This window comes from Meiothermus sp., assembly GCF_026004075.1.
In the GTDB taxonomy this organism is placed as follows: Bacteria; Deinococcota; Deinococci; order Deinococcales; family Thermaceae; genus Meiothermus.
The window spans coordinates 932,049-958,999 of record NZ_BPIK01000001.1; the positions used below are offsets into that span (position 1 = coordinate 932,049).

28 protein-coding genes are annotated in these 26,951 nt (G+C 62.4%); 18 read left to right on the forward strand and 10 right to left on the reverse strand.

Annotation, left to right across the window (positions count from 1 at the left end):
* The first annotated feature begins 66 nt into the window (after positions 1 to 66).
* From Q0X18_RS04560 to Q0X18_RS04605, 10 genes are all read left to right on the forward strand, one after another.
* Complete coding sequence (locus Q0X18_RS04560) at positions 67 to 1,209, forward strand: ABC transporter ATP-binding protein (RefSeq protein WP_297559158.1); 1,143 nt, start codon at positions 67 to 69, stop codon at positions 1,207 to 1,209.
* On the forward strand, positions 1,202 to 2,065 hold the full coding sequence (locus Q0X18_RS04565) for an ABC transporter permease (protein WP_297559160.1): 864 nt from the start codon (positions 1,202 to 1,204) through the stop codon (positions 2,063 to 2,065). Before Q0X18_RS04560 ends, Q0X18_RS04565 begins: the two co-directional genes overlap by 8 nt.
* Positions 2,062 to 2,841: an ABC transporter permease gene (locus Q0X18_RS04570; RefSeq protein ID WP_297559163.1), complete on the forward strand. Its 780-nt coding sequence runs from the start codon at positions 2,062 to 2,064 to the stop codon at positions 2,839 to 2,841. The genes Q0X18_RS04565 and Q0X18_RS04570 overlap by 4 nt, the downstream gene beginning before the upstream one ends.
* A gap of 24 nt (positions 2,842 to 2,865) precedes the next feature.
* Positions 2,866 to 3,891 carry a spermidine/putrescine ABC transporter substrate-binding protein gene (locus Q0X18_RS04575; RefSeq protein WP_297559165.1) on the forward strand — a complete coding sequence of 342 codons (1,026 nt, stop codon included), beginning with the start codon at positions 2,866 to 2,868 and terminating at the stop codon, positions 3,889 to 3,891.
* A 133-nt stretch (positions 3,892 to 4,024) separates the two neighbouring features.
* Complete coding sequence (locus Q0X18_RS04580; protein WP_297559167.1) at positions 4,025 to 4,477, forward strand: cytochrome c; 453 nt, start codon at positions 4,025 to 4,027, stop codon at positions 4,475 to 4,477.
* A gap of 30 nt (positions 4,478 to 4,507) precedes the next feature.
* A complete protein-coding gene (locus Q0X18_RS04585) occupies positions 4,508 to 4,948 on the forward strand; it encodes a cytochrome c (protein WP_297559169.1) in 441 nt (146 codons plus the stop codon).
* The gene (locus Q0X18_RS04590) at positions 4,945 to 5,493 is read left to right on the forward strand and encodes a PadR family transcriptional regulator (protein WP_297559171.1); all 549 of its coding nucleotides are present in this window, start codon (positions 4,945 to 4,947) and stop codon (positions 5,491 to 5,493) included. The genes Q0X18_RS04585 and Q0X18_RS04590 overlap by 4 nt, the downstream gene beginning before the upstream one ends.
* Before the next feature lie 43 nt (positions 5,494 to 5,536).
* Entirely contained in the window at positions 5,537 to 6,388 is an 852-nt protein-coding gene (gene modA / locus Q0X18_RS04595; RefSeq protein WP_297559173.1) for a molybdate ABC transporter substrate-binding protein, read from the forward strand.
* Complete coding sequence (modB, locus tag Q0X18_RS04600) at positions 6,388 to 7,068, forward strand: molybdate ABC transporter permease subunit (RefSeq protein ID WP_297559175.1); 681 nt, start codon at positions 6,388 to 6,390, stop codon at positions 7,066 to 7,068. The genes modA and modB overlap by 1 nt, the downstream gene beginning before the upstream one ends.
* A complete protein-coding gene (locus tag Q0X18_RS04605) occupies positions 7,035 to 8,042 on the forward strand; it encodes an ABC transporter ATP-binding protein (RefSeq protein WP_297559177.1) in 1,008 nt (335 codons plus the stop codon). Before modB ends, Q0X18_RS04605 begins: the two co-directional genes overlap by 34 nt.
* On the opposite strand, the gene tatA is transcribed toward Q0X18_RS04605, so the two are convergent.
* A complete protein-coding gene (tatA, locus tag Q0X18_RS04610) occupies positions 8,039 to 8,218 on the reverse strand; it encodes a twin-arginine translocase TatA/TatE family subunit (RefSeq protein ID WP_297559179.1) in 180 nt (59 codons plus the stop codon). The genes Q0X18_RS04605 and tatA overlap by 4 nt on opposite strands.
* Positions 8,219 to 8,301: 83 nt before the next feature.
* Positions 8,302 to 9,384, reverse strand: a complete 1,083-nt coding sequence (gene rodA / locus Q0X18_RS04615) for a rod shape-determining protein RodA (protein WP_297559182.1) — start codon at positions 9,382 to 9,384, stop codon at positions 8,302 to 8,304.
* A 520-nt stretch (positions 9,385 to 9,904) separates the two neighbouring features.
* Between rodA and Q0X18_RS04620 the strand changes: the two genes are divergently transcribed.
* Both Q0X18_RS04620 and Q0X18_RS04625 read left to right on the forward strand, forming a co-directional pair.
* On the forward strand, positions 9,905 to 11,098 hold the full coding sequence (locus Q0X18_RS04620; protein ID WP_297559184.1) for a thiolase family protein: 1,194 nt from the start codon (positions 9,905 to 9,907) through the stop codon (positions 11,096 to 11,098).
* Between the two features lie 94 nt (positions 11,099 to 11,192).
* Positions 11,193 to 11,537 (forward strand): DUF4342 domain-containing protein, encoded by a 345-nt coding sequence (locus tag Q0X18_RS04625; RefSeq protein WP_297559186.1) that lies wholly within the window; start codon positions 11,193 to 11,195, stop codon positions 11,535 to 11,537.
* Positions 11,538 to 11,546: 9 nt separating this feature from the next.
* On the opposite strand, the gene Q0X18_RS04630 is transcribed toward Q0X18_RS04625, so the two are convergent.
* From Q0X18_RS04630 to Q0X18_RS04650, 5 genes are read right to left on the reverse strand one after another with little or no spacing between them, the layout of a single operon-like run.
* Positions 11,547 to 11,873, reverse strand: coding sequence for a DUF503 domain-containing protein (locus Q0X18_RS04630; RefSeq protein ID WP_297559189.1), 327 nt, complete (start codon positions 11,871 to 11,873; stop codon positions 11,547 to 11,549).
* A 43-nt stretch (positions 11,874 to 11,916) separates the two neighbouring features.
* A complete protein-coding gene (fdhD, locus tag Q0X18_RS04635) occupies positions 11,917 to 12,774 on the reverse strand; it encodes a formate dehydrogenase accessory sulfurtransferase FdhD (RefSeq protein ID WP_297559191.1) in 858 nt (285 codons plus the stop codon).
* A complete protein-coding gene (locus tag Q0X18_RS04640) occupies positions 12,710 to 14,959 on the reverse strand; it encodes an FdhF/YdeP family oxidoreductase (protein ID WP_297559194.1) in 2,250 nt (749 codons plus the stop codon). The genes fdhD and Q0X18_RS04640 overlap by 65 nt, the downstream gene beginning before the upstream one ends.
* 42 nt (positions 14,960 to 15,001) lie before the next feature.
* A complete protein-coding gene (locus Q0X18_RS04645; RefSeq protein WP_297559196.1) occupies positions 15,002 to 15,667 on the reverse strand; it encodes an arginine-tRNA-protein transferase in 666 nt (221 codons plus the stop codon).
* 48 nt (positions 15,668 to 15,715) lie between these two features.
* The gene (locus Q0X18_RS04650; protein WP_297559198.1) at positions 15,716 to 16,780 is read right to left on the reverse strand and encodes an alpha/beta hydrolase; all 1,065 of its coding nucleotides are present in this window, start codon (positions 16,778 to 16,780) and stop codon (positions 15,716 to 15,718) included.
* A 121-nt stretch (positions 16,781 to 16,901) separates the two neighbouring features.
* Here Q0X18_RS04650 and Q0X18_RS04655 point away from each other — a divergent pair, with 121 nt between their 5' ends.
* The 6 genes from Q0X18_RS04655 to cimA all read left to right on the forward strand — a co-directional run bounded on the left by Q0X18_RS04655 (position 16,902) and on the right by cimA (position 24,561).
* Entirely contained in the window at positions 16,902 to 17,891 is a 990-nt protein-coding gene (locus Q0X18_RS04655; protein WP_297559200.1) for a YpdA family putative bacillithiol disulfide reductase, read from the forward strand.
* Between the two features lie 183 nt (positions 17,892 to 18,074).
* Complete coding sequence (gene ilvB, locus Q0X18_RS04660) at positions 18,075 to 19,760, forward strand: biosynthetic-type acetolactate synthase large subunit (protein ID WP_297559202.1); 1,686 nt, start codon at positions 18,075 to 18,077, stop codon at positions 19,758 to 19,760.
* Positions 19,761 to 19,780: 20 nt separating this feature from the next.
* Positions 19,781 to 20,290, forward strand: coding sequence for an acetolactate synthase small subunit (gene ilvN / locus Q0X18_RS04665; RefSeq protein ID WP_297559204.1), 510 nt, complete (start codon positions 19,781 to 19,783; stop codon positions 20,288 to 20,290).
* Positions 20,291 to 20,367: 77 nt separating this feature from the next.
* Positions 20,368 to 21,387: a ketol-acid reductoisomerase gene (gene ilvC / locus Q0X18_RS04670; protein ID WP_297559205.1), complete on the forward strand. Its 1,020-nt coding sequence runs from the start codon at positions 20,368 to 20,370 to the stop codon at positions 21,385 to 21,387.
* Positions 21,388 to 21,412: 25 nt separating this feature from the next.
* Positions 21,413 to 22,972: a 2-isopropylmalate synthase gene (locus tag Q0X18_RS04675; RefSeq protein ID WP_297559206.1), complete on the forward strand. Its 1,560-nt coding sequence runs from the start codon at positions 21,413 to 21,415 to the stop codon at positions 22,970 to 22,972.
* A gap of 2 nt (positions 22,973 to 22,974) precedes the next feature.
* Positions 22,975 to 24,561 carry a citramalate synthase gene (gene cimA, locus Q0X18_RS04680; RefSeq protein ID WP_297559207.1) on the forward strand — a complete coding sequence of 529 codons (1,587 nt, stop codon included), beginning with the start codon at positions 22,975 to 22,977 and terminating at the stop codon, positions 24,559 to 24,561.
* Here the strand turns inward: cimA and Q0X18_RS04685 are convergent.
* Genes Q0X18_RS04685 through Q0X18_RS04695 form a run of 3 tightly spaced genes read right to left on the reverse strand, consistent with a single transcriptional unit; the run spans position 24,558 to position 26,950 of the window.
* Positions 24,558 to 25,100 carry an isoprenylcysteine carboxyl methyltransferase family protein gene (locus Q0X18_RS04685; protein ID WP_297559208.1) on the reverse strand — a complete coding sequence of 181 codons (543 nt, stop codon included), beginning with the start codon at positions 25,098 to 25,100 and terminating at the stop codon, positions 24,558 to 24,560. The genes cimA and Q0X18_RS04685 overlap by 4 nt on opposite strands.
* Complete coding sequence (locus Q0X18_RS04690; RefSeq protein WP_297559210.1) at positions 25,094 to 26,155, reverse strand: type III polyketide synthase; 1,062 nt, start codon at positions 26,153 to 26,155, stop codon at positions 25,094 to 25,096. The genes Q0X18_RS04685 and Q0X18_RS04690 overlap by 7 nt, the downstream gene beginning before the upstream one ends.
* Before the next feature lie 9 nt (positions 26,156 to 26,164).
* Complete coding sequence (locus tag Q0X18_RS04695) at positions 26,165 to 26,950, reverse strand: nitroreductase family protein (protein WP_297559212.1); 786 nt, start codon at positions 26,948 to 26,950, stop codon at positions 26,165 to 26,167.
* Between the last annotated feature and the right edge of the window lies 1 nt (position 26,951).

The window sequence follows — 26,951 nt, forward strand, 5'->3', positions numbered from 1 at the left end:
TGGTCAAAGGGTTATCCGGGGCTTTAATGTTGTCTCTATTTTCCATAAGAGATTACACTTTGCCCTGTGGAACCTACGCTTTTTCGTAGCCGACGCGAGCGCAAGCTTGGCGAGCATATTGCGGTGCGCCTCGAGGGGGTCACCAAGCGCTTTGGCGACCAGGTGGTAGTGGACAATGTCAACCTCGAGATTCGCGATGGTGAGTTTTTTAGCCTGCTAGGGCCCTCGGGCTGTGGGAAAACCACCCTGCTGCGCATGATTGCGGGTTTCGACACCCCCGATGCGGGCCGAATCATTATTGGTGGAAAGGATATGACCCAAGTGCCGCCCTATCTGCGCCCGGTCAATACTGTTTTCCAAAACTACGCGCTTTTCCCACACATGACTGTGGAGCAGAACATTGCCTTTGGCTTGCGCATGAAAAAAATGCCCCGCGACCAGATTGCCCAGCGGGTGCAGTGGGCGTTGGAGCTCATCAACCTGCCGGGCTACGAGAAACGCCGCACCGACCAGATGTCGGGGGGGCAGCGTCAGCGGATTGCTCTGGCCCGGGCCCTGGTCAACGAACCCGAGGTGCTGCTGCTTGACGAGCCGCTCTCGGCACTTGACCTGAAGTTGCGCCAGGAATTGCGAATAGACCTGATGAACCTGCAAGAGCGGTTGGGGATCACCTTCATTTTTGTGACCCACGATCAGGAAGAAGCCCTGGTGATGTCAGATCGCATCGCTGTTATGAACAAGGGCCGCATCGAGCAATTGGGCCCCACAGAGGAGATCTACGAACTTCCCAAAACCGCTTTTGTGGCCAAATTTATCGGTGATTCCAACCTGATTCCGGCTCAGGCCATTGAGCCGCGAAAGGTCAGAACGGCACTGGGTGAGTTTGTACTTGATGACGAGGATGCCTTAGTTCCCGGTCAGGAGGTGCTGCTCTCGATTCGCCCCGAGAAAATACGCCTCTTTCGAGAGAAGCCCAATCTCCCCAACCTTTTTCGGGCCAAAGTGGACGACATCATTTACACCGGCTCCGAAAACCAGTACGTGCTGGTGGCGGGAGGCCAGCGATTGATGTGCGAGACCCTCAATCAGGACATCCAGGAGCCGGGTCACGAAGAATTCACCTACGACGAGGAGGTCTGGGTGGCCTTTACCCCAGAAAAGCTAGTGGTTATTCAGGACACTGCCAGCGGGAGTAACCCCTATGCGTGAAGCTACAACGCCCTGGGAGCGCCTACGTCGGGTGCTATTTACTGTAGGGCCCGGCGCGCTGTGGCTGGTGCTGTTTATTCTGATTCCGACCCTCATCATGTTTGTAGCCTCGCTGATGAGCCGGGGTAGTCTGGGCCAGCTTGTACCGCCCTTTGGCCTGCATAACTACCTACGTTTCTTCTCCGACCCGCTTTTTATCGAAATCATTGGGCGTAGCCTGTGGATTGGTTTCTGGTCAACGGTATTTATTATGTTGCTGGGCTACCCGCTGGCCTTTTACATCGCCCAGAGCCGCTACAAGGAAGCTTTGCTGCTGCTGGTGGTCATCCCGTTTTTCACCAACTTTCTGATCCGGGTCTATGCCTGGATTGTGGTCTTCCAGAAAGAGGGCCTGCTAAACGGCCTCATTACGGCTTTTGGCCTTCCGCCTGCCGAACTGCTGCCCTCTACCTTTGCGGTGTATGTGGCTACGGTGTACACCTACCTGCCTTTTTTCGTGTTGCCGCTCTATGCCGCCGTCGAGCGCATTGACTGGAGCCAGCTCGAGGCCGCCTACGACCTGGGGGCCAGGCCCATCCGGGCTTTTTGGGAGGCCATCTTTCCCCAGACGGTGCCGGGCTTGTTTGCCGGTTTCTTGCTGGTGTTTATTCCGGCGGTGGGCACCTTCGTCATTGCCGATCTGCTGGGTGGGGGCAAGGTGACGTTGGTGGGCAACCTGATTCAGCTCCAGTTTGGTTCCGCCCAGAACTGGGCTTTTGGCAGCGCGGTCAGCATGGTGCTGATGGCTATGGTGCTGCTGGGCCTGTGGCTTTACGCGCGAACCCAGGGTGAGAAAGGACTGGACAAACTGGTATGAGGCGCTGGCTCTCCCTGCATGCCTGGCTGGTATTTGCTTTTTTGTACCTGCCCATACTGGTCATTGTGGCGCTTTCGTTCAACCAGAGCCGCTTTGGGGTGCGCTTTACCGGCTTTACCTTCGACTGGTATATCCGCCTGTTCAACAACGAAAGAATCCTCGAGTACCTGACCAACACCCTGATTGTGGCGGTGGTGTCCACGCTGGTCTCGACCGTTCTGGGCACCCTTTTGGCGCTGGGGCTGGTGCGCTATCGGTTCCGCTGGCAAAATGCCCTGCGCTACTTGCTGTATGTGCCGGTGGTGGTGCCGGATGTGGTGATGGGTATCTCGCTGCTGCTGCTGTTTGATGTGGTGCGCGATGCCATTGGCTGGCCCCGCCTGTCGCTGTTTACCATCATCCTGGCCCATATCAGCTTTCAGATTGCCTACGTGACCCTGGTGGTGCGGGCGCGGTTGATGCTGCTCGACCCAACCCTGGAGGAAGCAGCCAAAGACCTGGGTGCGACCCCCTGGCTCACCTTCCGCGAGGTCACCCTACCCCTGATCATGCCAGGGGTGGTTTCGGGGGCCTTGCTGGCGTTTAGCCTTTCGCTCGACGACTTTGTGGTGACCTTTTTTACCGCTGGCCCTGGCTCCACTACCCTGCCCCTTTACATCTACTCCTCGGTTAAGCTGGGGGTAAGCCCCGAGATTCACGCCCTCTCCACTCTGATGGTGGGGATTACAATTTTGGTACTGTTGTTGGGGACACTGTTCTGGAGGAAGCGCTCGTAAGTGCTCGAACGGAGGAAGGTGCGAATGAACAGAGTTTGGTTGGTTGTTTTGTTGGGTCTTTTGGTAGCCGGTTGTGGGCAGCAGAAAAAAGAGCTGCGCCTTTTGAACTGGTCGGACTACATGCCCAAAGAGGTGCTTGAGGAATTCGAAAAGCGCGAGGGCATCAAAGTGGTGGAGGATACCTACGACTCCCCCGAGGCCATGCTCTCCAAGCTGCAAGCCGGGGGCGACGCCGAGTACGACGTGCTGATTACCCCCGACTACACGGTGGGGTCGCTGGCCCGGGCCGGCAGCCTGCAGGAACTCGATAAGGCCAAAATTCCCAACCTGAAGAACCTCGACCCCCAGTTCACCGACCCCGCTTTCGATCCGGGGGGCAGGTATAGCGTGGTGTACCAGTGGGGAACCACCGGGCTGGCCTACCGGGAAGACCTGGCGCAGGGGCCGGTGGAGAGCTGGGCGGTGCTGTTTGATCCGGCCAAGCAGGTGGGGCGCTTCTTGTTGCTCGACGAGATGCGCGAGATGGTGGGAGCGGCCCTTAAATACATAGGCGAGTCGGTCAACACCACCGATCCCGATAAACTCGCCCAGGCCCAGAGACTTTTGCTCGAAGCCAAGCGCCGCTCGCAGGGCTTTGCCGGCGGAACCAGCATCCGCGACCGCCTGATTGCGGGTGATATTGCTGTGGGGCCAGCTTACTCGGGGGATATTCTGGCGGCCCAGGCCGAGAACCCCCAGCTCAAATATGTGATTCCTGTCGAAGGGGCTACCCTCTGGACCGACAACCTGGTGGTGCTGAAGAAAAGCCCCAACCACGAGCTGGCCTACAAGTTTATCAACTTCTTGCTCGAGCCCGAGATAGCCGCGCAAATCTCAAATTCAATTGGCTATGCCACGCCGGTGGTGGCGGCCATGGATCAGATTGAAGAAAAGGACAACCCCATCATTTACCCCAGCCCGGAGATACGGGCCCGCCTCGAGCTGCTCGCCGACTTAGGCGATCAGGCCGATGCTTTCAATAAGGTCTGGTCGGAGGTGAAGTCGCGTTAGGGACAGCTTAATTTCTGCTGGGTGGCGCGTGCGGCGGAACGGGCAGGCCGGGCGTGTTTAGGAAGGGTTAACCTAACCCTGTCTGCGGCGCAAATCTTACTTTTGCCCGGAAGTTTGGGGCTATACTCGAGGCGTGAGATACCTTGTTGGGCTTCTAGCGATCCTCGGCCTGGCGCTGGCTCAGTCGGGGCCCCAGCTCTACCAGCAGAACTGTGCCTTCTGTCATGGAGACAATGGGCAGGGACGGCCAGGGGCTTTTCCACCCCTGGCGGCCCACGCCCCCGAGCTGGTCAAGACCCCAGAGGGCCGGCTCCACCTGATTAACGCGCTGCTGTTTGGGATGCAGGGCCCGGTGCGGGTTAAGGGCAGTACCTACAACGGGGTGATGCCGGCCTTTAGCCAGCTCTCCGATGACCAGATTGCCACTGTGCTCAACCACATTCTCAATGCCTGGGGCAACGATAAGCTGCTGCCACGCGACCACCGGCCCATCACTGCTGCCGAAGTGCGCGATGCACGCAGCGTGCCCAATCGGCCCACCCCCCAGCAGATTGGCAATGCTCGTTCCCGTATCAATGTTCCGTAAAGGGTCTTTGCCTTGAATGAAGGAGGATAGATGAAACAGGTGTTGGTTGCATTGGTTCTGTTGGTTTCTGCGACTTTTGCCCAGAGCGGCCCTGCCCTGTACCAGCAATGCCAGGGCTGCCATCAGCCGAGCGGCGCGGGTATTCCGGGCGTATTTCCCCCGTTGGCCGGGCACGTGCCTGAGATTCTGGCCGCCAAAGGGGGCCGCACCTGGCTTATTCAGCTCTTGCTGTGGGGCATGAGCGGGGAGATTGTGGTCAAAGGGGCTAGGTACAGCGGGGTCATGCCGGGGTACCGCCAGCTCAGCGACGCCGAAATTGCCGCCCTGCTCAACCACATCTCCACCCAGTGGGGCAATAAATTCCCGGCCGGCCAGAAACCGTTCACGGCAGCCGAGGTCAAGGCCCAGCGCAGCAAGACCCTCACACCTGCCCAGGTCAATGCTGCCCGCAAAGCCCTGGGCTTGAAATGAAGGAAGCGCCAACCCTAAAGCTCTCGACCACCGACTGGGCCGTGCTGGCTGCTTTGCTCGAGCAACCCTCGCACGGCTTTCGTATAGCGGCCCTGTTTGCGCCGAGCGGCGCACTGGGGGATATCTGGCGCATCCAGCGCCCACAGGTGTATCGAGCTCTGGAACACCTCGAGGCCCGTGGGCTGGTAGAAGCCCTGGGCCAGCAGGAAGGTCAGGCGGGGCCGCCCCGGACGCTGTTTGCCGCTACCTCCAGCGGCCAGACCGCGGCGCTCGAGTGGCTTTTTACCCCGGTGCACCGGCTGCGCTACGGTCGCTCGGACTTGCGCTTGAAAATCGCCTTCCTGATTCGATTGCACCACGACCTCGAGCCGCTCCTAAAGGCCCAGACGGGTGTTTTTGGGGCCATCCTCGAGGATCTGCAACACCAGTTGCAAAAAGCCGAGGGCCTTCAGTTTGTCTCCCTGCTATGGCGCATACAGATGGCGGAGGCCAGCCTGGGGTTTATCGAGCAGGTGCGGGCGCAAAGTGTGGCCTTGTCTCAATAGGGCCACCGCCATATAGTTACACTGTAACTATTTGGGAGGCCGCATGATTCGCGTTGTGTGTGTGGGGCTGCTGATGCTGAGCTGGGCTCTGGCCCAGAATACCGTGCGGGTGGTGGCAGCGGCAGATTTACAGTACGCCCTGTCGGAAATTGCCCAGGCCTTCCTTCGGCAGAATCCGGGCCTGAAGGTTGAACTGAGCTTTGGCTCCTCGGGGAAAATTTATACCCAGATCGTGCAGGGTTTGCCGGCGGATATTTATTTTTCCGCCGATGAGGCCTTCCCACGCCAGCTCGAGCAGGCAGGTCGCACCGTGCCGGGAACCCTGCGCCTGTTCGCGGTGGGTCGTATGGTGATCTGGGCTTCGAATCGCCTGGTTCAGCAGGGCCTTGATCCACGCCAGCTCGGGCCGCGCATACTGCTCGACCCGCGGGTGACCCGGCTGGCGGTAGCCAACCCGGTGCACGCCCCGTACGGCCGGGCTGGCGTGACGCTTCTGGAACGGTTTGGCCTTCTGCGTTCAACCCGACCGGCCCGCTGGGAGGAGATGACGGCAGGTATTCCCGCTTACTACGATGTGGCCCCCCTACAGCGGGGCAAGGCCAGCTTCGAATTCGTGTATGGCGAGAACATCTCCCAGACTGCCCAACTGGCCCTGACCAGCACCAACATTGGCCTGCTGGCCCTCTCCATTGCCAGGAGTGAGGCGATGGAGCGTGCAGGTGTGTACTGGCTGGCCCCCTTGAGTAGCCATTTGCGCCTTAATCAGACTTTTGTGATTCTGCAAGGCCGGGATCGTCCGGCAGTGCGGCGTTTCTACGACTACATCAACACGGCCGAAGCCCACCGCGTCCTGCGCAAGTATGGCTTCTTGCTGCCGGGGGAGCAGCCAGAGTAATGGACGACCCGGTTTTCTGGCAGACCATGCGCCTGACCCTGGGGGTTAGCCTGGTGACCACCCTCATTCTGCTTTTGTTGGGGCTGCCGTTGGGCTGGGTGCTGGCCCACAAGCGCTTCTGGGGCAAGCGGGTGCTGGAATCGGTGGTGCTGCTGCCCCTCACCCTACCGCCCACGGTGCTGGGGTTTTACCTGCTGTTGCTCCTGGGGCAGAATGGCCCCCTCGCGCAGTTTTTGGGTATAACCTGGGCTTTTCGCTTCGAGGGGCTGGTGGTGGGGTCGGTGCTCTTTAGCCTGCCGTTTGCCCTGAACGGCTACCGCGAGGCCTTTCGCAGCCTGGATCTGGACCTGATTCAGACCGCGCGAACATTGGGGGCGGGCTGGCGGCGGGTCTGGCTCGAGGTCATCCTGCCCATCACCTGGCCGGGGATTTTGTCGGGTTCCATTCTGGCCTTTGCCCATACCCTGGGCGAGTTTGGGGTGGTGCTGATGGTGGGGGGTAGCATTCCCGGCAAAACCCAGATGGTGAGCATCTACATCTACGATCAGGTACAGGCCCTGCAGTTTGGGCGAGCCGCCGAGGCCTCGGGGGTTTTGCTTGTGGTGAGCTTTGCCCTGGTGTACCTGGTGCGTACCCTGGAGGACACGTGGAGATTGCGTATGCCCTCGAGCACCCGGTAAAGCTCGAGCTCAGCCTGCAGGTACGGGGCTTTACGGTACTGCTGGGCGAGAGCGGGGTGGGGAAGACCAGCCTGCTCAAGGCCATTGCTGGCCTGATTCCGGCCAGGGGCCAGCCCTTCACGGGGTTGCGAGCCGAGGTGCGGCCGGTGGGCTACCTGCCCCAGCATCTGGCCCTGTTTCCCCACCTGCGGGCCTGGCAGAACGTGGCCTTTCCGCTGGCCCACCTGCCCCCCCAGGCCCGTAAGCAAAAGGCCCTGGCCTACCTCGAGCTGATGGGCATGGCCGAACTGGCCGAACGCTACCCCCGCCAGATGTCCGGGGGACAGCAGCAGCGGGTGGCCCTGGCCCGGGCCCTGGCCCGAGAACCCCAGATTCTATTGCTGGACGAGCCTACCAGCGCCCTGGATGTGGCGACTCGAGAGGAGGTTTTTGGAGGGGTGCTGGAGCGTCTTAGAACCTTGCAAATACCCACGCTGGTAGCCTCGCACGACCAGTGGCTGGCCCAGCGGGCCGACTGGGTGGCGGTTTTGACCAAAGCAGGGCTGGCCCAGCAGGGAACCTCCGAAGAGATATTTACCCGCCCCGCGACCCTCGAGGTAGCCCGGCTGGTGGGCTTTCGCAACCTTCTGGAGGGCACGGTTCTGGCCGTGGACGGCCTTTGGGTGCAGGTACAAACCCCCCTGGGCATGCTCAAAGCCCTATACCCAAACGGCATTTCGGTTGGGCAGCGGGTGATGGTGGGCGTCCGCCCGGAGGAAGTTTTTACCCAGGAGGGCCCTGAGAACCGCATCCGGGGCCAGGTGCGGCACCTGCGCACGCAGGGCCTGCGGGTGCGGGGGCAGTTGGCGGTGGGCTCGGTGGGCCTGGACTTCTTCCTGCCGCGCTACAAACAGGCCCAGCTCGAGCTTGCCGAAGGCCAGTGGCTCGAGGTTGCCCTCGAGCCACGCTTTTTGCACCTGATACCGCTTACCTAAGACTGTTTTTGCTCGGGTTTGCTCTCCTCGGTCTTTTTCTCTTCCTCGCTCAGACCTTTGCGAAACTCCCGGGCCGACTGGCCCAGACCTCGAGCCAGCTCGGGCAGCTTGCGTGCGCCAAACAACAAAACCACAATCAGCAGGATGATGATGAGCTCAGTAGGGCCTAAAGGCATGGTCTTCCTCCTTGGTTCCAGTATACGCCGACCGGTATGAACCCAACTGTAAAGCCATAAGGTAACAGGAATGTGAAAACCGCTTATACCTCGCTGTAGCGGTCGCGGTGGATGAGCAGGGCCAGCCCCAGCCCCAGATACACCATAATCAGGCTGCTACCGCCCTTGGAAACCAGGGGCAGGGTCAGGCCGGTCACCGGGGCCAGGCCCAGCGTGACCGCAATGTTGACCACGACCTGAAAGGCCAGCATCGAGAGCACCCCCACGATGATGAGGCGATCCTCGAGGCGCACACACTCCAGCGCCATGCGGCCCAGCCGGAAAAAGAGCAAAGCGTACAGCACCATGAGGGTGGAGGCGCCCACAAAGCCCCACTCCTCGGCCAGCACAGCATAGATGAAGTCGGTCTGACGCTCGGGCACAAACCCTAACTGGGTCTGGGTACCGGCCCCAAACCCCTTGCCCATCAGGCCCCCCGAGCCAATGGCAATGGTGGACTGGATCTGCTGGAAGCCTTTGCCCTTGGGGTCTTTGGAGAGGTCAAACAGAATTTCCACCCGATCCCGCTGGTACTGATTGAGGTTGGGCCAGACCACCGTGGGCACCAGCACCATCACCGCCAGGAGCCCCACCACGATATGGATGGTGGGCATGCCCCGCACGAACAGCATGCCCAGCAGCCCGGCGATAAGCACCAGGGTGCCCCCCAGGTCGGGTTGGATGAATACCAGGCCCAGAATGGGGGCCGTCAGCAAAACCGGCAGCGCATAATCCAGCCAGCGCTCCAGCGGACGGGCCGCCAGCACTTTAGCCAGCACCAAAATAAGCCCAATTTTAGCCAGCTCGAGCGGTTGAAAACTCAACGGGCCCAGGTTGAACCAGGCTTTGGCCCCGTTAATCTCGCGCCCAACCAGCAAAACCAGCACCAGCAAAACCAGCGAGACTGCATACAGTGGAAAGGCCCAGGAAAGCACCTGGCGGCGGGAAAACAACTGCACCAGCAGGCCTACCGATAGGGCGATGGGGAAGGCCAGTATCTGCTGTAGCCAGACCCCGCGGCTGGGTGCTGCACTGTAGAGCGTGACCAGACCAATCAGATTAATCAGCAACACCAGGCCAACCAGCACCCAGTCGTAGGCAAAAACCGGCACCCTGCGCAGCGTCACCCCAACAGTCTATAAAGGCTGGGTGAGATTTGTCAGATTATACCCTTTCCGCTTGAATCCTTCACCGTTGGACGCAGTCAGAGGTGGAGGATTCAAGCCGACCGAAGGGAGTAGAAAAGCATTTCGGTAGTATCGTTTAGGCTTGTCAAAGTGAACGATACTACCGAAATGCGTATTACACTGCTGCGGAAGGCGCAGACAGTGCTAAACTCTACTCGGATAATAGGAGGCTTAGAAGACTATGGACGAGATCATCACCATCGGTTCGGCTGTGGTTATTGTGCTGCTGCTCTTGATGTTCATTTTTTTGGTCAAGGACAAGGGCTTGCCCAATAAGGATCACTAGGTCGCTGCTACTCAGCGAGGCCACCCCGATGGGGGTGGTTTATGTTTTTAGCGGGCTGGCACCATACCGCCGGCCAGTCGCCGTACGTGGTTTGGGCCTGGATAACACCGGCTAATACATTACGGATTTACGTTAGCAGGTCAAAATGGCGTAATATATCGGGAGGAGGCAGTTATGCGTGAGGTATGGGTGGTTTCGGCGGTGCGCACCCCTATTGGGCGTTTTGGCGGCGCGCTCAAGGACTTTTCGCCGGTAGACCTGGGGGCGCACGTGATGAAGGCGGCGCTCGAGCAGGCCGGATTGAGCGGGGCTGAACTCGACCTATTTGTGTTCGGTCAGGTGTTGCGGGCCGGACACGGCCAGCTACCGCCCCGTCAGGCAGCCTTTAAGGCGGGGATTCCCAACACCGTGGACGGCTACGCGGTGGATATGGTGTGCGCTTCGGGGATGCAGGCCGTAGCCAACGGCGCGCTGGCTATCAAAAATGGCGATGCCGAGCTGGTGCTGGCCGGCGGGATGGAGTCCATGACCCAGACCGGTTTTTACCTCTCGAGCCGGGCCCGCTGGGGCTACAAGTACCTGGCCGGTGCGCCCGAGCAACTGCAGGACATTTTGCAGCGCGACGGGCTCTCCGACCCCTTCACCGGCGAGGCCATGGGCGACCAGACCGAGCGCCTGGCGGCGGAGTTTGGGGTGACCCGACCCGAGCTGGACGAGGTGGCCCTGGAGTCGCACCGGCGGGCTGCGAGGGCCCAGGAGGCCTGCTACTTTAGCCGGGAGATTGTGCCCCTCGAGGTCAAGACCCGCAAGGGGCTCGAGCGGGTCGAAAAGGACGAAGGGGTGCGGCCCGAGACCACCCTCGAGTCGCTGGCGGCCCTGCGCCCGGCCTTCAAGAAAGACGGGGTACTGACCGCGGGCAACGCCTCGCAAATTTCCGACGGGGCCTCGGCGCTGCTCCTGGCCAGCCCCGAAGCTGTGCAGAAGTACGGCCTGAAGCCCATTGCCCGCATCCTGGGCAACAGTTGGGCAGCGGGCGAGCCCTGGCGTTTCCCCGAAGCCCCCATTCCGGCGGTCAAAAAACTGCTGGAGAAGCTTAATATGAGCATTGCCGACTTCCACCTGTTCGAAAACAATGAGGCCTTTGCCCTCAACAACCTGCTCTTCAACCGCCTGCTGGGTGTGCCCATGGATCGCCTGAACGTGCATGGCGGGGCCATCGCCCTGGGCCACCCCATCGGGGCTTCGGGGGCGCGCATCCTGACCACCCTGATTCACGCTCTGCACACCCACGGCCAGGAGCGTGGCCTGGCGGCCATCTGCCACGGCACCGGCGGCTCCACGGCCATGGCGGTGGAGGCTGTGGGGTAGGCGTTATCATCGGAGTGACTCGAGCCCATTGAAGCCATCACGCATCGGTGAGCCCAGCATCTACGAGAAGCCTGCTCGAGCCAGGGAGGAAACTATGGAAGACACCCCTAAACCCGACCAAAAAACCTGGGTTGAAGAAATTCAGGTCCAGGGTAGCGAACTTGTAAGCAAAATTCAGGAGCTATTGCGCGATGCTACCGCCACACGGGTGACCATCTGCAAACCCAACGGCGAGGAGCTGATCTCGTTGCCCCTCACCGTGGGAGTGCTGGTGGGCGGGTTGCTGACCCTGGCCGCCCCGCGGCTGGCCGCCATTGGGGCGATTGGCGGCCTGATTGCCCAGTTCAAGCTCAAGATTGAGCGCAACGCCGAGGGGCAGCTCGAGGTGCGGACGCTCGAGGAAGAAGCCAAGACCGACTTCCCCGACCAGCCGGCCTAGAACGGCACTTCAGGAAACCCAGGCCGGGAGCAGGTCTTCCAGGCCCACTTCTTCGATGCTCCAGCTAACTTCGGTCACCCGGTACTCGGCCTGGGCCGCGATGAAGTCGGCGGCCTCGCGCAACACGGTCTCGACCCAGACGCTGTCGTGGCCGATCAGGCTGAAACCCACCACCTCCCAGCCGTGCTCGTCTTGCCCGGCCAGGCGGGCCGCCGAGACCGGAAAGCGCGCGCGCAGCCGCTCGATGGTGGGTTTGACCAGGGCCCGCTTTTCCTTGAGGCTTTTGACCCAGGGCATTTCCAGGCGCGCGGTGTAGAGGCCCAGGTAGGCTTTCATACCCAGATTGTGCCACACCCTCGAGCCGGTGGACTAAATTTCTTCACAAAGTATCCAGTTCCAGACGCTCCGCACCGCTATAGACGTTGAAGCTGTCCCGCAAGAAGCCAATCAGGGTGAGGTTGAAGGCCTGGGCCAGCTCCACCGCCAGGCTGCTGGGGGCCGAGATGGCGCACAGCACGGGAACGCCCGCGGCCAGGGCTTTTTGCACCAGTTCGTAGCTGGCCCGCCCGCTGACCAGCACGATCTGCTCGGAGAGGGGCAGCCGGTTTTCCAGCAGGGCCCAGCCCAGCAGTTTGTCCAGGGCGTTGTGGCGGCCCACGTCCTCGCGCAGGGCCAGGAGGTGGCCTGCTCGGTTGAACAAAGCGGCGGCGTGCAGCCCCCCGGTCTGGGCAAAGAGGGTTTGCTGGGCGCGGAGCTGCTCGGGAAGCTTGGTAATCAGCGGGCTCGAGACCCGCCAGCTTATATCCAATGGCGCATAGCGGCGCTGCAGGTTTTCCAGGCTGGCCTTCCCACACACCCCACAGGCCGAGGTAGTGTAGAAGTGGCGTTCCAGCGGGGCCAGATCGGGCAGGGTGGCCGCGTTCAGCTCGACGTTCACGATGTTGTACTGCTGGGGCTCGCTGGGGTCGGTGCAGTAGGCGATGCGCCGGATTTCCTCCCGGCGGCGAACCAGCCCTTCGGAGAGCAGGAACCCTGCGGCCAGCTCGAAGTCGTGGCCGGGAGTGCGCATGGTGATGGCGACGGTTTTCCCGCGGGTTTGCGCAGCCAGCAGCCGGATTTCCAGCGGCTCCTCGGTGGCGACCAGGTCAAACCGGGCCGAGGCCTGGCCCTGCTCAATCCGCAGCAGCCGGGTTCGGGTGCGGGCTTTGGGGCGGTGGTTGGGTGTGGATATAGACATACGCCTCTTTGTAGGCCGGAATTTTGGCCTGGCTCGAGCGCAGCCTGGGGTCAATCAGGACATTGCCCTCGGGCCAGTGCACCTGGAGGCTGCCGGGCCGTACCTCGGCCGCGAAGACCCGGCCCGCCAGGGTGCCAAAAGGGTTGTGCAACCAGACCGGCTGGCCGGGCTTCAACCCCAGCCTTTCCAGGTCGCTCGGGTTCATCAGGACGGCCTCGCGGGGGGCGCCGTTGATGGGGTCGGTGGCCTCGTGCACCATGCTGTTGAACTGCTTGCCGCGCCGGGTAACCAGGCGAAAAGCGCCCTCGGGCACAGCGCTTTGGGGTAGGGCCACCGGCAGAAAGCGGGCCCGCCCGCTGGGGGTGGGGCAGACCCCGCCGGGGCAGAGGTGGGGCCCCCCGTACTGGAAGGCGTCGCCCCGGGCCTTTAGGTGCTGGATGCCGTCGTAGAGGGGGACGACCCGGGCAATCTCGGCCCGCACCGCGGCGGTATCGGCAAAGCGCACCTTTTCGGCCAGCTCGGGCCTGCACATGCGGGCCACCACCTCCTGAAAGACCTCCCCCTCCCAGCGGGCCTCGGGCAGGCGGGGGCCGGGGATCTCGGGGCTGAAGACCACCCGGCGTTCGGTGGTGGTTTCACTGCAGCCGCCCGGAATCTCGTAGCGGGTGGTGGCGGGGAGCAGAATCACCTCCTCGGCGGGCTCGACCAGCATCTGCGACGACAGCACGATGTCCTGGTGCACCCGCAGCGGCACCTGGGCCAGGTGGGCCTCGGCCTGGGCCGGGCTGGGCAGGGTCTCGAGGAAGTTGCCCCCCACGCTCCACAGCACCTCGAGGCCCCCCTCGAGCATCTCCGTCACGGTCAGGCCCGGCTGGCTGGGCACCGCAAAGCCCCAGGCTTTTTCCAGGGCCGCGGCGGTTTCGGCATTAATCGGCAGGCCGCCCGGAAACACCGTGGCGTAGGCCCCCATCTCGGCCCCGCCCTGCACGCCCGAATGCCCGCGGATGGGCATCAGGCCGCAACCTTCGCGCCCCAGGTAGCCCCGCGCCAGGCCCAGGTTGATGATGCTCTGCACGCTCTCCTCGCCCGAGCGGTGCTGGGTGATGCCCATGCTCCAGACCAGCACGGCCCGGTCGGCCTTGGCAAGCAGCAGGGCGAACTCGAGCATCTCGGCTTTGGAGAGCCCGCTCAGGCTCTCGAGCGCCTCCCAGGGGGTTTGTTTGACCTGATCGGCCAGCGCCTCAAAGCCCTCGGTGTGCTCGGCGATAAAGGCCTGGTTCAGCCAGCCCTGCTCTATCAGGTGCTTGAGGGTTCCGGTGATAAAGGCGCTGTCGCCCCCCGGCTGTACCTGGAAGAAGCGGTCGGTGATCTTGGTGCCAAAGAGCGCACTCTCGGGGTCGGAGGGAACCCAGTAGTGCCGCATGGCCGGTTCCAGGTAGGGGTTGACACAGACCACCTGGGTTCCGGCTTTTTTGGCGTAGTACAGGTACTTCATCATCACCGGCTGATTAACTGCCGGGTTGGAGCCGAAAAACACCACCAGGTCGGTGCCGATCAGGTCGCGGTAGCTGCAGGTGGTGGCGGCCACCCCCAGCGCGGCCTTGAGGGCCACGGTGCTGGGGCTGTGGCAGATGCGGGCCGCGTTGTCAATGTTGTTGCTGCCCAGGGCCCGCACCGCTTTCTGCACCACGTAGTAGGTCTCGTTGGGGGTGCCCCGGCTGGTGAGGTAAAAGCCCATCTTTTCGGGAGGGGTTTTGCAGAGCCTCCAGGCGATGCGGTCGAGGGCCTCGTCCCAGCTGATCCGGGTGAACCCCGCTTCCCCCCGGCGGCGGCGCATGGGGTAGGGGAGGCGGCCCAGCGCCCGCAGCTCGGCAGAGCTTCTGGACTTGAGGTCTTCCACATTCCGCAAAACTTCCGCCTTCAGGGGCCCCATGGTGTTGAGCCGCAGCAGGCGCAGCCGGATGTTGCAGAGGTGGATGCCCTCAATCGTCCAGTCCCTCAGGCCGCGGGTGCCCAGGGCGCAGCCGTCGCAGACCCCATCGCGCAGGATGCGCCAGGCGTACTCGAGGTTGTCGGCGTTCTCGCCGATGGCCCGGAAGACCTCGAGGAAGTTGTTGGGCTTTTGCAACCCCAGCCCAAACGGCCGCAGGCTCACCCAGGTTTCGGGGCTCCACCCTTTTTTCACAGGCTTGAGTGCCACTTCCTGCCTCCGCTGAACGCCCCTATTCTAACGGCCAGATTGGGGTGTGGGTGTGTCCTCAAACTCAAGCCAGTGGCCCTGCCAGTCGAAATACTCCAGCGCCCCCAGCCGCTTTTTGTAGTCGTACTCGGAAGGTTCCGGGTAGGCGTAGCCGGGGTAGTAGTAGGCCTTGCCCCAGGCCCTCGAGAGCAGAATCGAGTGCAGGATCATCAGGATGCCCAGGCTGCGTTTGGAGAGGTCGGGGTCGAAGCACTGGTAGACGCTCGAGGTGGCCTGCGCCCCCTCGTCCAGGTAGCTGATGCCCACCAGGCGGCCCTGGTGATGCAGGGTCAGGCTGTGGCAGCGGCAGGGGATATGGGCCGGATGCCGCGAGATGAAGTTGTAAATGCTTTTGGGGATGCTGTGGGAAAAGCGGGTTTTGTGCCGGGCAAAAAGCGCCTCCACCTGGGCGTTCACAAAGGCCGGCTGTAGCTTTACCTGGATGTCCTGGTTCTTCTTGAGCACCCGCTGCTGGCTTCGACGCAGGACAAACCCGGCCAGCCGCACCCGCAGGGGCAGCACGGTGTGGCTTCTGGTTTGACTGTAACGAAAAAAGTACTCCCCGAAGTGGCGCCAGCCCTCGGCCCAGAGCCGATCCATGGTCTTGGGCTCGACCTCAGCGGCCAGAAAATACTCATTCAGGTAGGGCACCATCGCTGGATGAGCCTACCATCTCAGGTGCTTTCCGTTGGAGCGATGGCCCTACACCGACTGGAGGTGGGCATGAAACAGCGGGTTGAAGATGTGGGGCTTTTCCATGTGGGGTGAGTGGCCGGTGTCAGGGATCACCTCTTCGCGGAAGGAGCCGCCGTTGGCCCGGTACTGCTCGAGCACATAACGGGTCTGCCCCACCATCGGCTGCGGGGGGTGCACCTCGTCGCCCGGCCAGCCGGGCACCACCCCCAGCTTGCCCAGGGTGCCCATGTTGAAGAGGCTCATATCCCCCACAATCGGGTCGTCGGAACCGCGCACCCAGAGGATGGGGGGCTTGGAGGGGGCCGAGAGCATTCTTTGTACGCTATCCCCCACGTACTTGGGCGAGATGGCGTTGGCCGGCCCCCACTTTCCAGGGGCGACCCCCGGCCAGTGGGGCGAAGGCTCGGCGTCGCCCGGATACTTGTCGGGCCCAATTTTCTCGGATAGAACGCCCGAGAGCAGGGCTTCTTCGCGGGGATGCCGGAAGGGTGGCTTCCAGTAGAAGCTGTTCATAACGTTGCGGGGGGCGGCCTGAAACTCGCTGCCCCGGTAGCCCTCGGCGATGAGCCGGGCGAACTCGGGGTTGACGATGCCGGCCCCCGAGCCGGCAAAATCCGGGGCGCAGGGGGTTCCCAGAATGTCTTTGGTGCCGCCAAAGCCAAAAGGGGAGCCCGGCGCGATGACGGTGGCGGTGTGGATGCGCTCGGGGGCCGCCGCCAGCATGGCCCAGACCACACTGCCGCCCAGCGAGTGTCCGGCCGCGTGAAAGCGGGCATAACCCAGCAAGTCCATCAGGCCCAGGAGGTCGTCTACCCAGTCCATGCAGCCGCGGGTGGCGTCAACCAGCTTGTCTTCGGTGTCGCCATAGCCGCGCAGGTCGGGCGCGATGGCGCGAAAGCCATCCGGCAGGGCCAGCATGGTTTCTTCCCAGAAGGTGTTGCTGCTGGCGTTGCCATGAATCAGGAGCACCGGCACCCCGTCGGAAGGGCCCCGTAGCAGTACGTGCGTCTTGAGACGAGGGGTTTCGACCATGGTGGAAACTAGGCCTGGCAGGGGAGGAATAGAACCCATAGTGCTCTCCTTCAGATCAGGTTTAGATATGCCGTCATGTTATCTGGTAGTTGTTACAAACCTGTTACTCGAGCTACCAGCACAACAATCGGATTTCTCGAAAACAGGTATTCTTGAGCGTATGTGGGACTTGATAATTATCGGTGCGGGGCCGGTGGGTCTGGCCGCTGCCATCGAGGCCAAGCGGGCGGGGCTACGGGCGGTGGTGCTGGAAAAAGGCACCATCGTGCACACCCTGTACCGCTGGCCCAAAGAGACGGTCTTCTTCAGCGAGGCTAAAAACATCGAAATCGGGGGGCACCCCTTTCCTTCGCTCTCGGCCAAGCCTACCCGTCGGGAGGCCTTGCAGTATTACCGCCGGGTGGCCGAAAACGAAGAGCTGGACATCCGCACCTATACCGAGGTAACCGACCTATACCCTGAGCCGGGACATTTCAGGGTGAGCTACCGCGACCGCGATGGGGAAGGTGGGCTGAAGAGCCGCTTTGTGCTGGTGGCGACGGGCTACTACGACAACCCCAACCGCCTGGGGGTGCCGGGGGAGGATCTACCCCACGTGCGCTATGGCCTCGACGAAACCCTGCCCTACTGGAACCAGCGGGTGGTGGTGGTAGGGGGTTCTAACAGCGCGGTGGAGGCAGCCCTCGAGCTCTACCGCGCCGGGGCCAGGGTCACAGTGGTTCACCACGGGCCCGAGATTCGGCCCAGGGTCAAGTACTGGCTCAAACCCGACTTCGAGAACCGGGTTAAGGAAGGCTCCATAAATCTGCTGCTCAATGCCAGGGTGCGGGCGATTGCTCCGCGGGAAGTGCTGGTAGAGACCTCGAGCGAGCAAGGCTTCCGGAGCATCCCCTGTGATTTTGTGCTCATCCACATCGGCTATAGAGCCGTGGATGGGCTATTGCGCCGGGCCGGGGTGGCCTACCAGGGCGACGCGCCGGTGCTCAGCGAGGCTTACGAGACCAGCCTCGAGGGCCTCTTTGTGGCCGGAAGCGCGGGGTATGGCACCGATACCCGCACGGTGTTTATCGAGAACGGTCGGGAACATGCGAGAAGAGCTGTGCAGGAAATGGTCGCGCGCATGCAGAGAGCGAGCGGCGTAATTGTGTGAGCCTTGACACGGTATACCAAACACCCGTAAACTCTTTCACAAGATGCTTCTGCCGAGCAGCCTAATCCTAGTGGTAGTAGGCCTAATTATCGGGCCTGCGGGGGATTTGGTGTAGCGAAGAGCCTAGAAGCGCATCCTAAAGCCCCCCGAAGCCTCGGGGGGCGGTTCTTTGAGGAGAGAGGTATGAACGGAGCCGCCGCCATTCTGAAAGCCCTGGAGATGCAGGGAGTGGATACCATTTTTGGGCATCCGGGGGGCACCATTATGCCCACCTACGACGCCCTCTACGACTCGCCCATCCGGCACATCCTGGTGCGCCACGAACAGGCCGGGGTACATGCTGCAACGGCCTATGCGCGGGCCTCGGGCCGGGTGGGGGTGTGTATGGCCACCTCGGGGCCGGGGGCCCTGAACCTGGTCACAGGTTTACAGGATGCCCTGATGGACTCCACGCCGGTGGTGGCCCTGACCGGCAACGTGCCCCAGCACCTGATTGGCACCGATGCCTTTCAGGAAGCCGATGTGGTGGGTATCACCCAGCCGGTCACCAAGCACAACTTCCAGGTGCGCAACGTCAACGACATTCCGCGGGTAATTGCCGAGGCTTTCTACATCGCCTCTACCGGGCGGCCTGGCCCGGTCTTGATCGATTTTCCTAAGGATGTACAGCAAGCCGAGTTTACCGGTAGCTTCGACGTGGAGATTGACCTGCCGGGCTATAAGCCCACCTACAAGGGCCACCCCCGGCAGATCGAGCGGGCCCTCGAGGCCCTGCAAAAAGCCGAAAAACCCGTGCTGATGGTGGGGGGCGGGGCGCTGAATGCGGCACCGGAAATCGTGGCCCTGGCCGAGAAAACCGGAATTCCGGTGATCCCAACCCTGATGGGGCTGGGGGTGTTTCCCGGAACCCATCCGCAATGCCTGGGGATGCCGGGGATGCACGGCTCGGTCGCGGCCAACCGGGCCATCCACCACGCCGATACCATTCTGGCCATTGGGCTGCGCTTCGACGATCGGGTGACCGGCAAGGTCTCGCGCTTTGCCCCCCACGCCCATACCATCATCCACGTAGACATTGACCCCGCCGAGATCGGCAAGCTGGTCAAGACCACCATTCCGGTGGTAGGGGATGCCAAATGGGTGGCGGCAGAGCTGGTCAAGGGGGCTCAAAAGCTGAACCTGAGCAAGTGGTGGGCGCAGCTCGAGGACTGGAAGACCAAACACCCCTTTGCCTGGAAGCCCAAGCCCCACCTGCAAAGCCAGGAGGTGATCCAGGCCTTTTGGGAGGCCACCCAGGGCAAAGCGGTAGTGACCTCGGGCGTGGGCCAGCACCAGATGTTTGCCGCGCAGTTTTATAAGTTCGATGCTCCGCGTTCCTGGATCAACTCGGGAGGCCTGGGCACCATGGGGGTGGGCCTGCCCTTTGCCATTGGGGCAGCGCTGGCCCGACCGGGCGAGCTGGTGATCGACTTCGACGGCGACGGCAGCTTCCAGATGACCCTGCAGGAGCTGGCTACCCTCAAGAAACACAACCTGAACGTCAAAATTGTGATTCTGAACAACGGCTTTTTGGGGATGGTGCGGCAGTGGCAGGATCTGTTCCACGCCAAGCGCTACAGCGAGGTCTACCTGGCCGACTCCAACCCCGACTTCGCCAAGCTGGCCGAGGCCTACGGCATCCGGGGTATCACCCTGACCGACAAGGCCAAGCTGCACGAGACTGTTAAGGAGGTTCTGGCCCACCCCGGCCCGGTGCTCTTGGAGGCGCGGGTCTACCACGAGGAAGGGGTTTTCCCCATGATTCCCTCGGGCGGTGCGGCAGAGGACATGATTATCGAGAACCCGCGGGAGACCGTGGCGGGCGACTAAGCCCTGAATGGAGACTGTTCATGAGGCACTTGGTTTCGGTACTGGTACAGGACAACCCCGGCGTTTTGCAACGCATCGCGGGCTTGATTGCCCGTCGGGGCTTCAACATCGAGTCGCTGGCGGTGGGGCGCACCCATCAGCCCGGCCTTTCGCGCATCTCGCTGGTGGTTTCGGGCGACGATGCGGTCTTGGAGCAGGTGGAGAAGCAGCTCAACCGACTGATTGAAGTTATTAAGGTAACCGACCACTCCGAGCCCCACGTGGAGCGCGAGCTGGCGCTGGTCAAGGTGAGCATCGCCGGCATGGAGGAGCGCCTCGAGGTCAAGGACATCGCCGAGGCCTTCCGGGCCCGCATCGTGGATGTGGCCAAAAAGTCCATCATCTTCGAGCTCACCGGCGACTCCACCAAGGTCAACAACTTTGTGGAAGCCATGCGGCCCTATGGGCTGCTCGAGGTCATGCGCACCGGCGCGGTGGGGATGTCCCGCGGCGAGCAGGTACTCAAGGTACGCGAGAAGAAGGCGGTCTAGGATGGGCTAAGGCCCATCTTTTGTTTTTGTGAAGACGTCGGAGGGTTGGCCCTTCGACCTTCGATGAGGAGAAAAGAATGAAGATTTACTACGACCAGGACGCAGACATCGGCTTTATCAAGGACAAGACTGTGGCCATTCTGGGCTTTGGCTCGCAGGGCCATGCCCACGCCCTGAACCTGCGGGACTCCGGCATCAAGGTGGTGGTGGGGCTGCGCCCCGGTAGCCGCAACGAGGAGAAAGCCCGCAAGGCGGGGCTCGAGGTACTTCCGGTTGGGGAAGCGGTGCGCAAGGCCGATGTGGTGATGATCCTGCTCCCCGACGAGACCCAGGGGGCCGTCTACAGGGCCGAGGTGGAGCCCAACCTGAAGGAAGGGGCTGCCATTGCCTTTGCCCACGGCTTCAACATCCACTTTGGACAGATCAAGCCGCGCCGCGACCTGGACGTCTGGATGGTGGCCCCCAAAGGCCCCGGCCACCTGGTGCGCTCGGAGTACGAGAAAGGCTCGGGCGTGCCCTCGCTGGTGGCGGTTTATCAGGATGCTTCCGGCTCGGCTTTCCCCACGGCGCTGGCCTACGCCAAGGCCAATGGCGGCACCCGCGCCGGCACCATCGCCACCACCTTCAAAGACGAGACCGAGACCGACCTGTTCGGCGAGCAGACCGTGCTGTGCGGGGGCCTGACCCAGCTCATCGCGGCCGGTTTCGAGACCTTGGTGGAGGCCGGCTATCCCCCCGAGATGGCCTACTTCGAGTGCCTGCACGAGGTGAAGCTGATCGTGGATCTGATCTACGAGTCGGGCTTCGCCGGGATGCGCTACTCCATCTCCAACACCGCCGAGTACGGCGACTACACCCGCGGCCCCATGGTCATCAACCGCGAGGAGACCAAGGCCCGTATGCGCGAGGTGCTGCGCCAGATTCAGCAGGGCGAGTTTGCCCGCGAGTGGATGCTGGAAAACGTGGTGGGCCAGCCCACCCTGAACGCCAACCGCAATTACTGGAAAGACCACCCCATCGAGCAGGTAGGCCCCAAGCTGCGGGCCATGATGCCTTTCCTTAAGTCCAGGTTCTCGAAGGAAGAGGTCGGTAGCTGACCGAGGTTAGCAGAACGGAGGTTGTATGCGGCACATCCGAATTTTCGATACCACCCTGCGGGACGGCGAGCAGAGCCCTGGTGTAGCCCTTTCACTACAGCAAAAGCTGGAAATTGCCCACGGCCTGGCCTGGCTCAACGTGGACATCATCGAGGCGGGTTTCCCGGTGAATGGGGCCAGCGAGTTCGAGTGTGTCTCGCGCATCGCCGCCGAGGTCAAGGGGCCGGTGATCTGCGGGCTGGCCCGCACCCACAAGCTCGACATCGAGCGAGCCGCGGCGGCCCTCGAGAAGGCCGAGAAAAAGCGCATCCACGTGTTTACCAGCGCTTCCAAGGTGCACCTGGAGTACATGCTGCGCAAGACCCCGGAGGAGATCCTGGAAATTTCCGACGCCATGGTGCGCTATGCCCGGCAGTTCACCGACGACGTGGAGTTTAGCGCCCAGGACGTGATGCGGGCCGACTTCGACTTCGTCATGAAGCTCTACGAGACCGCCATCAACGCCGGGGCCACTACCATCAACATCCCCGATACCACCGGCTACGGCACCCCACAGGAGTACGGGGCCCTTATCAAGCGCATCTACGACGAGGTGGTGCGGGGGCGGGACGTGCACATCTCGGCCCACTGCCACGACGACCTGGGCATGGCCACCGCCAACAGCCTGGCCGCGGTGGAGAACGGGGCCACCCAGATCGAGTGCACCATCAACGGCATCGGGGAGCGGGCGGGCAACACCGCTCTGGAAGAGGTGGTGATGGCTTTGTACGTGCGCCGCGACCACTACAAGGCCCATACCCGCATCAACACCCGTGAGCTGTACCGCATGAGCCGGATGGTGGAGCGCTACACCGGCATGGTGGTGCAGCCCAACAAGGCCATTGTGGGCGACAACGCCTTCGCCCACGAGTCGGGCATCCACCAGGACGGGGTCATCAAGAACAAAGAGACCTACGAGATTATGAACGCCGAGCTGGTGGGCCGCCAGGCCGCGGTGCTGGTGCTGGGCAAGCACTCCGGGCGGGCCGCGGTCAAGAAAGCCCTGGCCGACCTGGGTTACAAGCTGGACGACACCCAGATTGGCACGATTTTTGCCCGCTTCCGGGAGATCGTGGAGCGCAAAGGCCCCATCGAGACCGAGGAACTGCGGGCCCTGGTAGAGAGCGAGTCGGTCTCGACCCCGCACCTGTTCAACCTCGAGAAGCTCCAGTTCTTCTCCGGCTACGGCATGCTGCCCACCGCTACGATAAGCCTCGAGACCCCCAAAGGCGTGGTCACCACCACCGCGATTGGGGACGGGCCGGTGGACGCGGTGTATAAGGCCCTGTCCGAGGCCATCGGGTTCAAGCCCGAGCTCGAGCTGTACCGGGTGGAGTCGGTGACCGGGAGCACCGAGGCTTTGGGCGAGGTGACGGTCAAGCTCAAGCTGGGCGAGGTGATGGCCACCGGGCACGGAATTTCGCCGGACATCATCGAGGCTTCGGCGCGGGCCTACCTGGATGCCGCCAACAAGCTGGCCGCGGGGCAGTCGGCGCGGCATCCGAAGTCGCTCGAGGAAGTGCAGCGCTCGGGTTTGGGCAAATAACCATGATCGAAATCCTCGACACCACCCTCCGCGACGGCACCCAGGGCGAAGCAGTCAACCTGTCCTCGGACGACAAGATCGCCATCGCCAAGCGCCTGGCGGCTTTCGGGGTTCCCCTCATCGAGGGGGGCTGGCCGGGCAGCAACCCCAAGGACGCCGAGTTCTTCGCCCGCATGAAGGGGGTAGACCTGGGGAATAGCCAGCTCTGCGCCTTTGGCTCCACCCGGCGCAAAGGGGTGCGGCCCGAGGACGACCCCTCGGTGCAGGCCATGCTGGCGGCGGCCACCCCGGTGGTTACGGTAGTAGCCAAAAGCTGGGACTTCCACGTGACCCACGCGCTCGAGGTCTCCCTGGAAGAAAACCTGCGCATGATTGAGGAGACCTACCGCTACCTGGTCTGCGAAGGCAAGCGGGTGATTCACGACGCCGAGCACTTCTTCGACGGTTTCAAGGCCAACCGGGGCTATGCCCTGGCCACGCTCGAGGCCGCCGTGCGGGGCGGGGCCGACACCCTGTGCTTATGCGATACCAACGGGGGTAGCCTGCCCGAAGAGGTCTTCGAGATCACCCAGGCCGTGCGCCAGGCTTTTCCCGGCCTGACCATTGGGATTCACCCCCACAACGACGCGGAACTGGCGGTAGCCAACGCCCTGGCTGCCGTGCGGGCGGGGGCCACCCACGTGCAGGGCACCATCAACGGCTACGGCGAGCGCTGCGGTAACCTGAACCTGACCAGCGCCATTCCCAACCTGATGCTGAAGTACGGCCTGCCGCTCCAAGGGCTCACCCCCGAAAAACTTGCCGAGCTGCGCGAGGTCTCGCACTTTGTGGACGAACGGGCCAACCTGGCCCCCAACCTCCGCGCGCCCTACGTGGGGGATGCAGCCTTTGCCCACAAGGGGGGCATCCACGTCTCAGCGGTGCTCAAAGACCCCCGCACCTACGAGCACGTCCCGCCCGAGGCCGTGGGCAACAGCCGCCGGGTGCTGGTCTCCGACCTCTCGGGTCGCAGCAACCTGCTAGCCAAACTGGCCGAGTCCGGGGTTAATGTGCCCAAGGAGATGGCCGGGGCTTTGTTGGAGGAGGTCAAGCAGCTCGAGCACGCCGGCTACTCGTTTGAAGGAGCCGAGGCCAGTTTCTACCTGCTGGCCCACCGGCTGCGGGGCGGTCAGATGCCCTTCAGCGTGGAAGGCTTCACGGTGTTCGTGCACGTCAACGACGCCAACCCCGAGACCCCCACCTGGGCCGAGGCCACGGTGCGGGTCAGGGTGGGCGAGACCCTCCAGCACACCGCCGCCGAAAGCCAGCATGGGCCGGTCTCGGCGCTGGACAAAGCCTTCCGCAAGGCCATTGAGCCCTTTTACCCCGAGATTGCCGAGATCGAGCTTTGCGATTACAAGGTACGTATTCTCTCGGGCCAGGAGGCCGGTACGGCCTCCGGGGTGCGGGTCATGATCGAGATGCACCGGGCCGGGGAGCGCTGGAGCACTGTGGGGGCCAGTAAAAACAACCTCGAGGCCTCCCTCAAAGCCCTCACCGATGGCTACGCCTATGCCTTGGTGAAGAGCCAGCCCATACCGCAGGACTAGGGCCGCGCCTCCTCGAGGTCGGGGTTTTCAGTCGGGGTGTAGGCCGCGAGGGCCTTTTCCTCGGCGGGGATGCGCACGCACAGCAGCAGCAGGGCGTTGAGGATGGTGGCTGTCAGGGCTGTAACCCAGGCGTTAAAGATGAGGGGCAGGGACAGCAACTCCAGGGCCACCGCCAGGTAGTTGGGGTGGCGCAGGTAGCGGTAGGGCCCTCGGGTGATCTGTTGGCCCCCAGGAACAACCAGAATTCGGGTATTCCAGTACCGGCCCAGGCTGCTGATGGCCCAGTAGCGCAGACCCTGGGCCAGCAAGAAGACCAGCAGCCAGAATCCCCAGATGGGGGAGGGCTGGTTGCGGGCAAGCCCCTCCAGCAGCCAGCCCAGCATCCAGCCGATGTGCAGCAGAAAAAACAGTGGGTAGTGCTCTCGTCCGTGCTCTTTGGCCCCCTGCGCCAAAGCCCAGCGCAGGTTGGCCTGGGCCAGGCGAAGCTCCAGCAGCCGCTGGAGTACCACCCAGATCAGCGCGACCCAGAGCGCTACCACTGCAAAACCACCCCTTCTGCGGCAAAGCCAGGCCCCAGGGCCAGCAACACCCCTTTGCTGCCGGGTGTAGGTCGCTCGAGCTGGTACATCTGATGGGCCAGCACGAAAAGCACCGTGGGACTGGACATATTGCCGAATTTCCTCAAAACGCAGTGGGAGGCCTCGAGGCTTTTTTCATCCACACCCATCCCCTCACGGTAGGCTGTCAAAACCTTGGCCCCGCCAGGGTGGAGTGTCCAGGTCTTCACATCTGGAGCGGTAAGGCCAAAACCCGCCAGCCCGTCCCGGATCAGATTGCCCAACTCCCCTTCTACCAGGGCCGGGATGCTTTGGGCGAAGCGCACTTGCAGGCCGTCGGGCACGATGTCCCAACCCATCACCTCATAGCTTTCTGGTAGCAGCCGGCTGAATCCGCCGAGCACCTTCGGCCCTGTGCCTGGGCCCGGTTCGCCTGGCCTACCCAATACCGCAGCGGCAGCACCGTCGGCGAACAGGCTGGTCGCTACCAGGTTGCTCTTGCTCAGGTCGCCCTGTATGAAGGTCAGGCTGCACAACTCAACCGCTACCATCAGCACATACGCACCGGGATGGTTCAGGGCTATCTCGGCAGCCCTGGCCAGCCCTGCCGAGCCCCCGGCGCAGCCCAGCCCCCAGATGGGGAGGCGGATGGCCGAGAGCGGGAGGCCCAGGCGCTGAACGAGGTGGGCCTCGAGGCTGGGGGTGGCAATTCCGGTGGTGGTAACCAGCACCACCGCCCCCACCTGTTTGGGTTCGATGGCCGCGAGCTGTAGGGCTTCACGGCAGGCCTTTTCGCAGAGGTCTAGAGCGGTTTCAAACCACAACTGGTTTTTCTCGGCAAAGCTGTGGGGCTGGGTAAACCACTCGAGGGGGGCCGAGAGGTAGCGCGACTCGATGCCGGTGTTCTCAAAAACGCGGATGAGGCGCTCGAGGCCCTGCAGGCGGTCAAACAGGTTCTGCACCAGATCCCGTACTTCAGACTGTCCTACCCGGTGCGGGGGGTTGGCAGTGGCGACGCTGAGAATTCTGGGATGCATAAAGATGCCTCAGACGTCGCTTTCGGGGGTTGCGCAGGAATCGCGGAAAACAAATTGCGAGATGCGCTTGCGATGATCGGATTTCCAGTCAATGCGGGGGCGGGGTTTTTCCTCGGGCAGATAGCCCAGCCGATAAACTGCCATCAGCTCCAGGTGCTCGGGCACTTCCAGCAGCCGCTTGATTTCCTCCCAGGCCTCGGGAATTTCCATGGGTGTGGAGACAAACTGAATGCCCATCCCAAGCTCGACCGTGGTAAGCCAGATGTTCTCGATGGCCATGCCCAGGCCCAGCACGCTATACAAGCCGGAGAGCTGGCCCGGACGGTATTCTTGCTTGTCCAGCAGGGCCGCCAGCAGGAGGGGTGAGCCTGCAATTAGTTTGCGGTTGTCCTCGCCTAGGGTTTGCGGAACCCGCAAGGTTTTTAGCAGTCCGAGGGCATTTGGGCTCATAATCTGGCGGGTGAAGGGACGTAAGGGACCCGGCAGCTGGTCAATCAGGATGCCGTCGCGCCGCTCGTCCATCTCTTTTTCTGTAAAGCGAAAGTAGGGGCGATAGCGCTCGAAAAACTTGCCGTCGGCAATCAGTTGTTGCATGGTTCGCCCCCCAATCTCGGCAATTTTCTCTCGCTTGACCCTGTCCTCAATCAAAATGAAGCGCCAGGGCTGGGAGTTGAAATGGCTGGGGGCTCGGCTGGCCGCTTCCATCAAAAGGCGCTGGTGTTCTTTGGATACGGGCTTGTCCAGAAAGGGGCCATTGGTGGTTTTGCGCTTCCGGATTACCTCTAGAAATTCCACA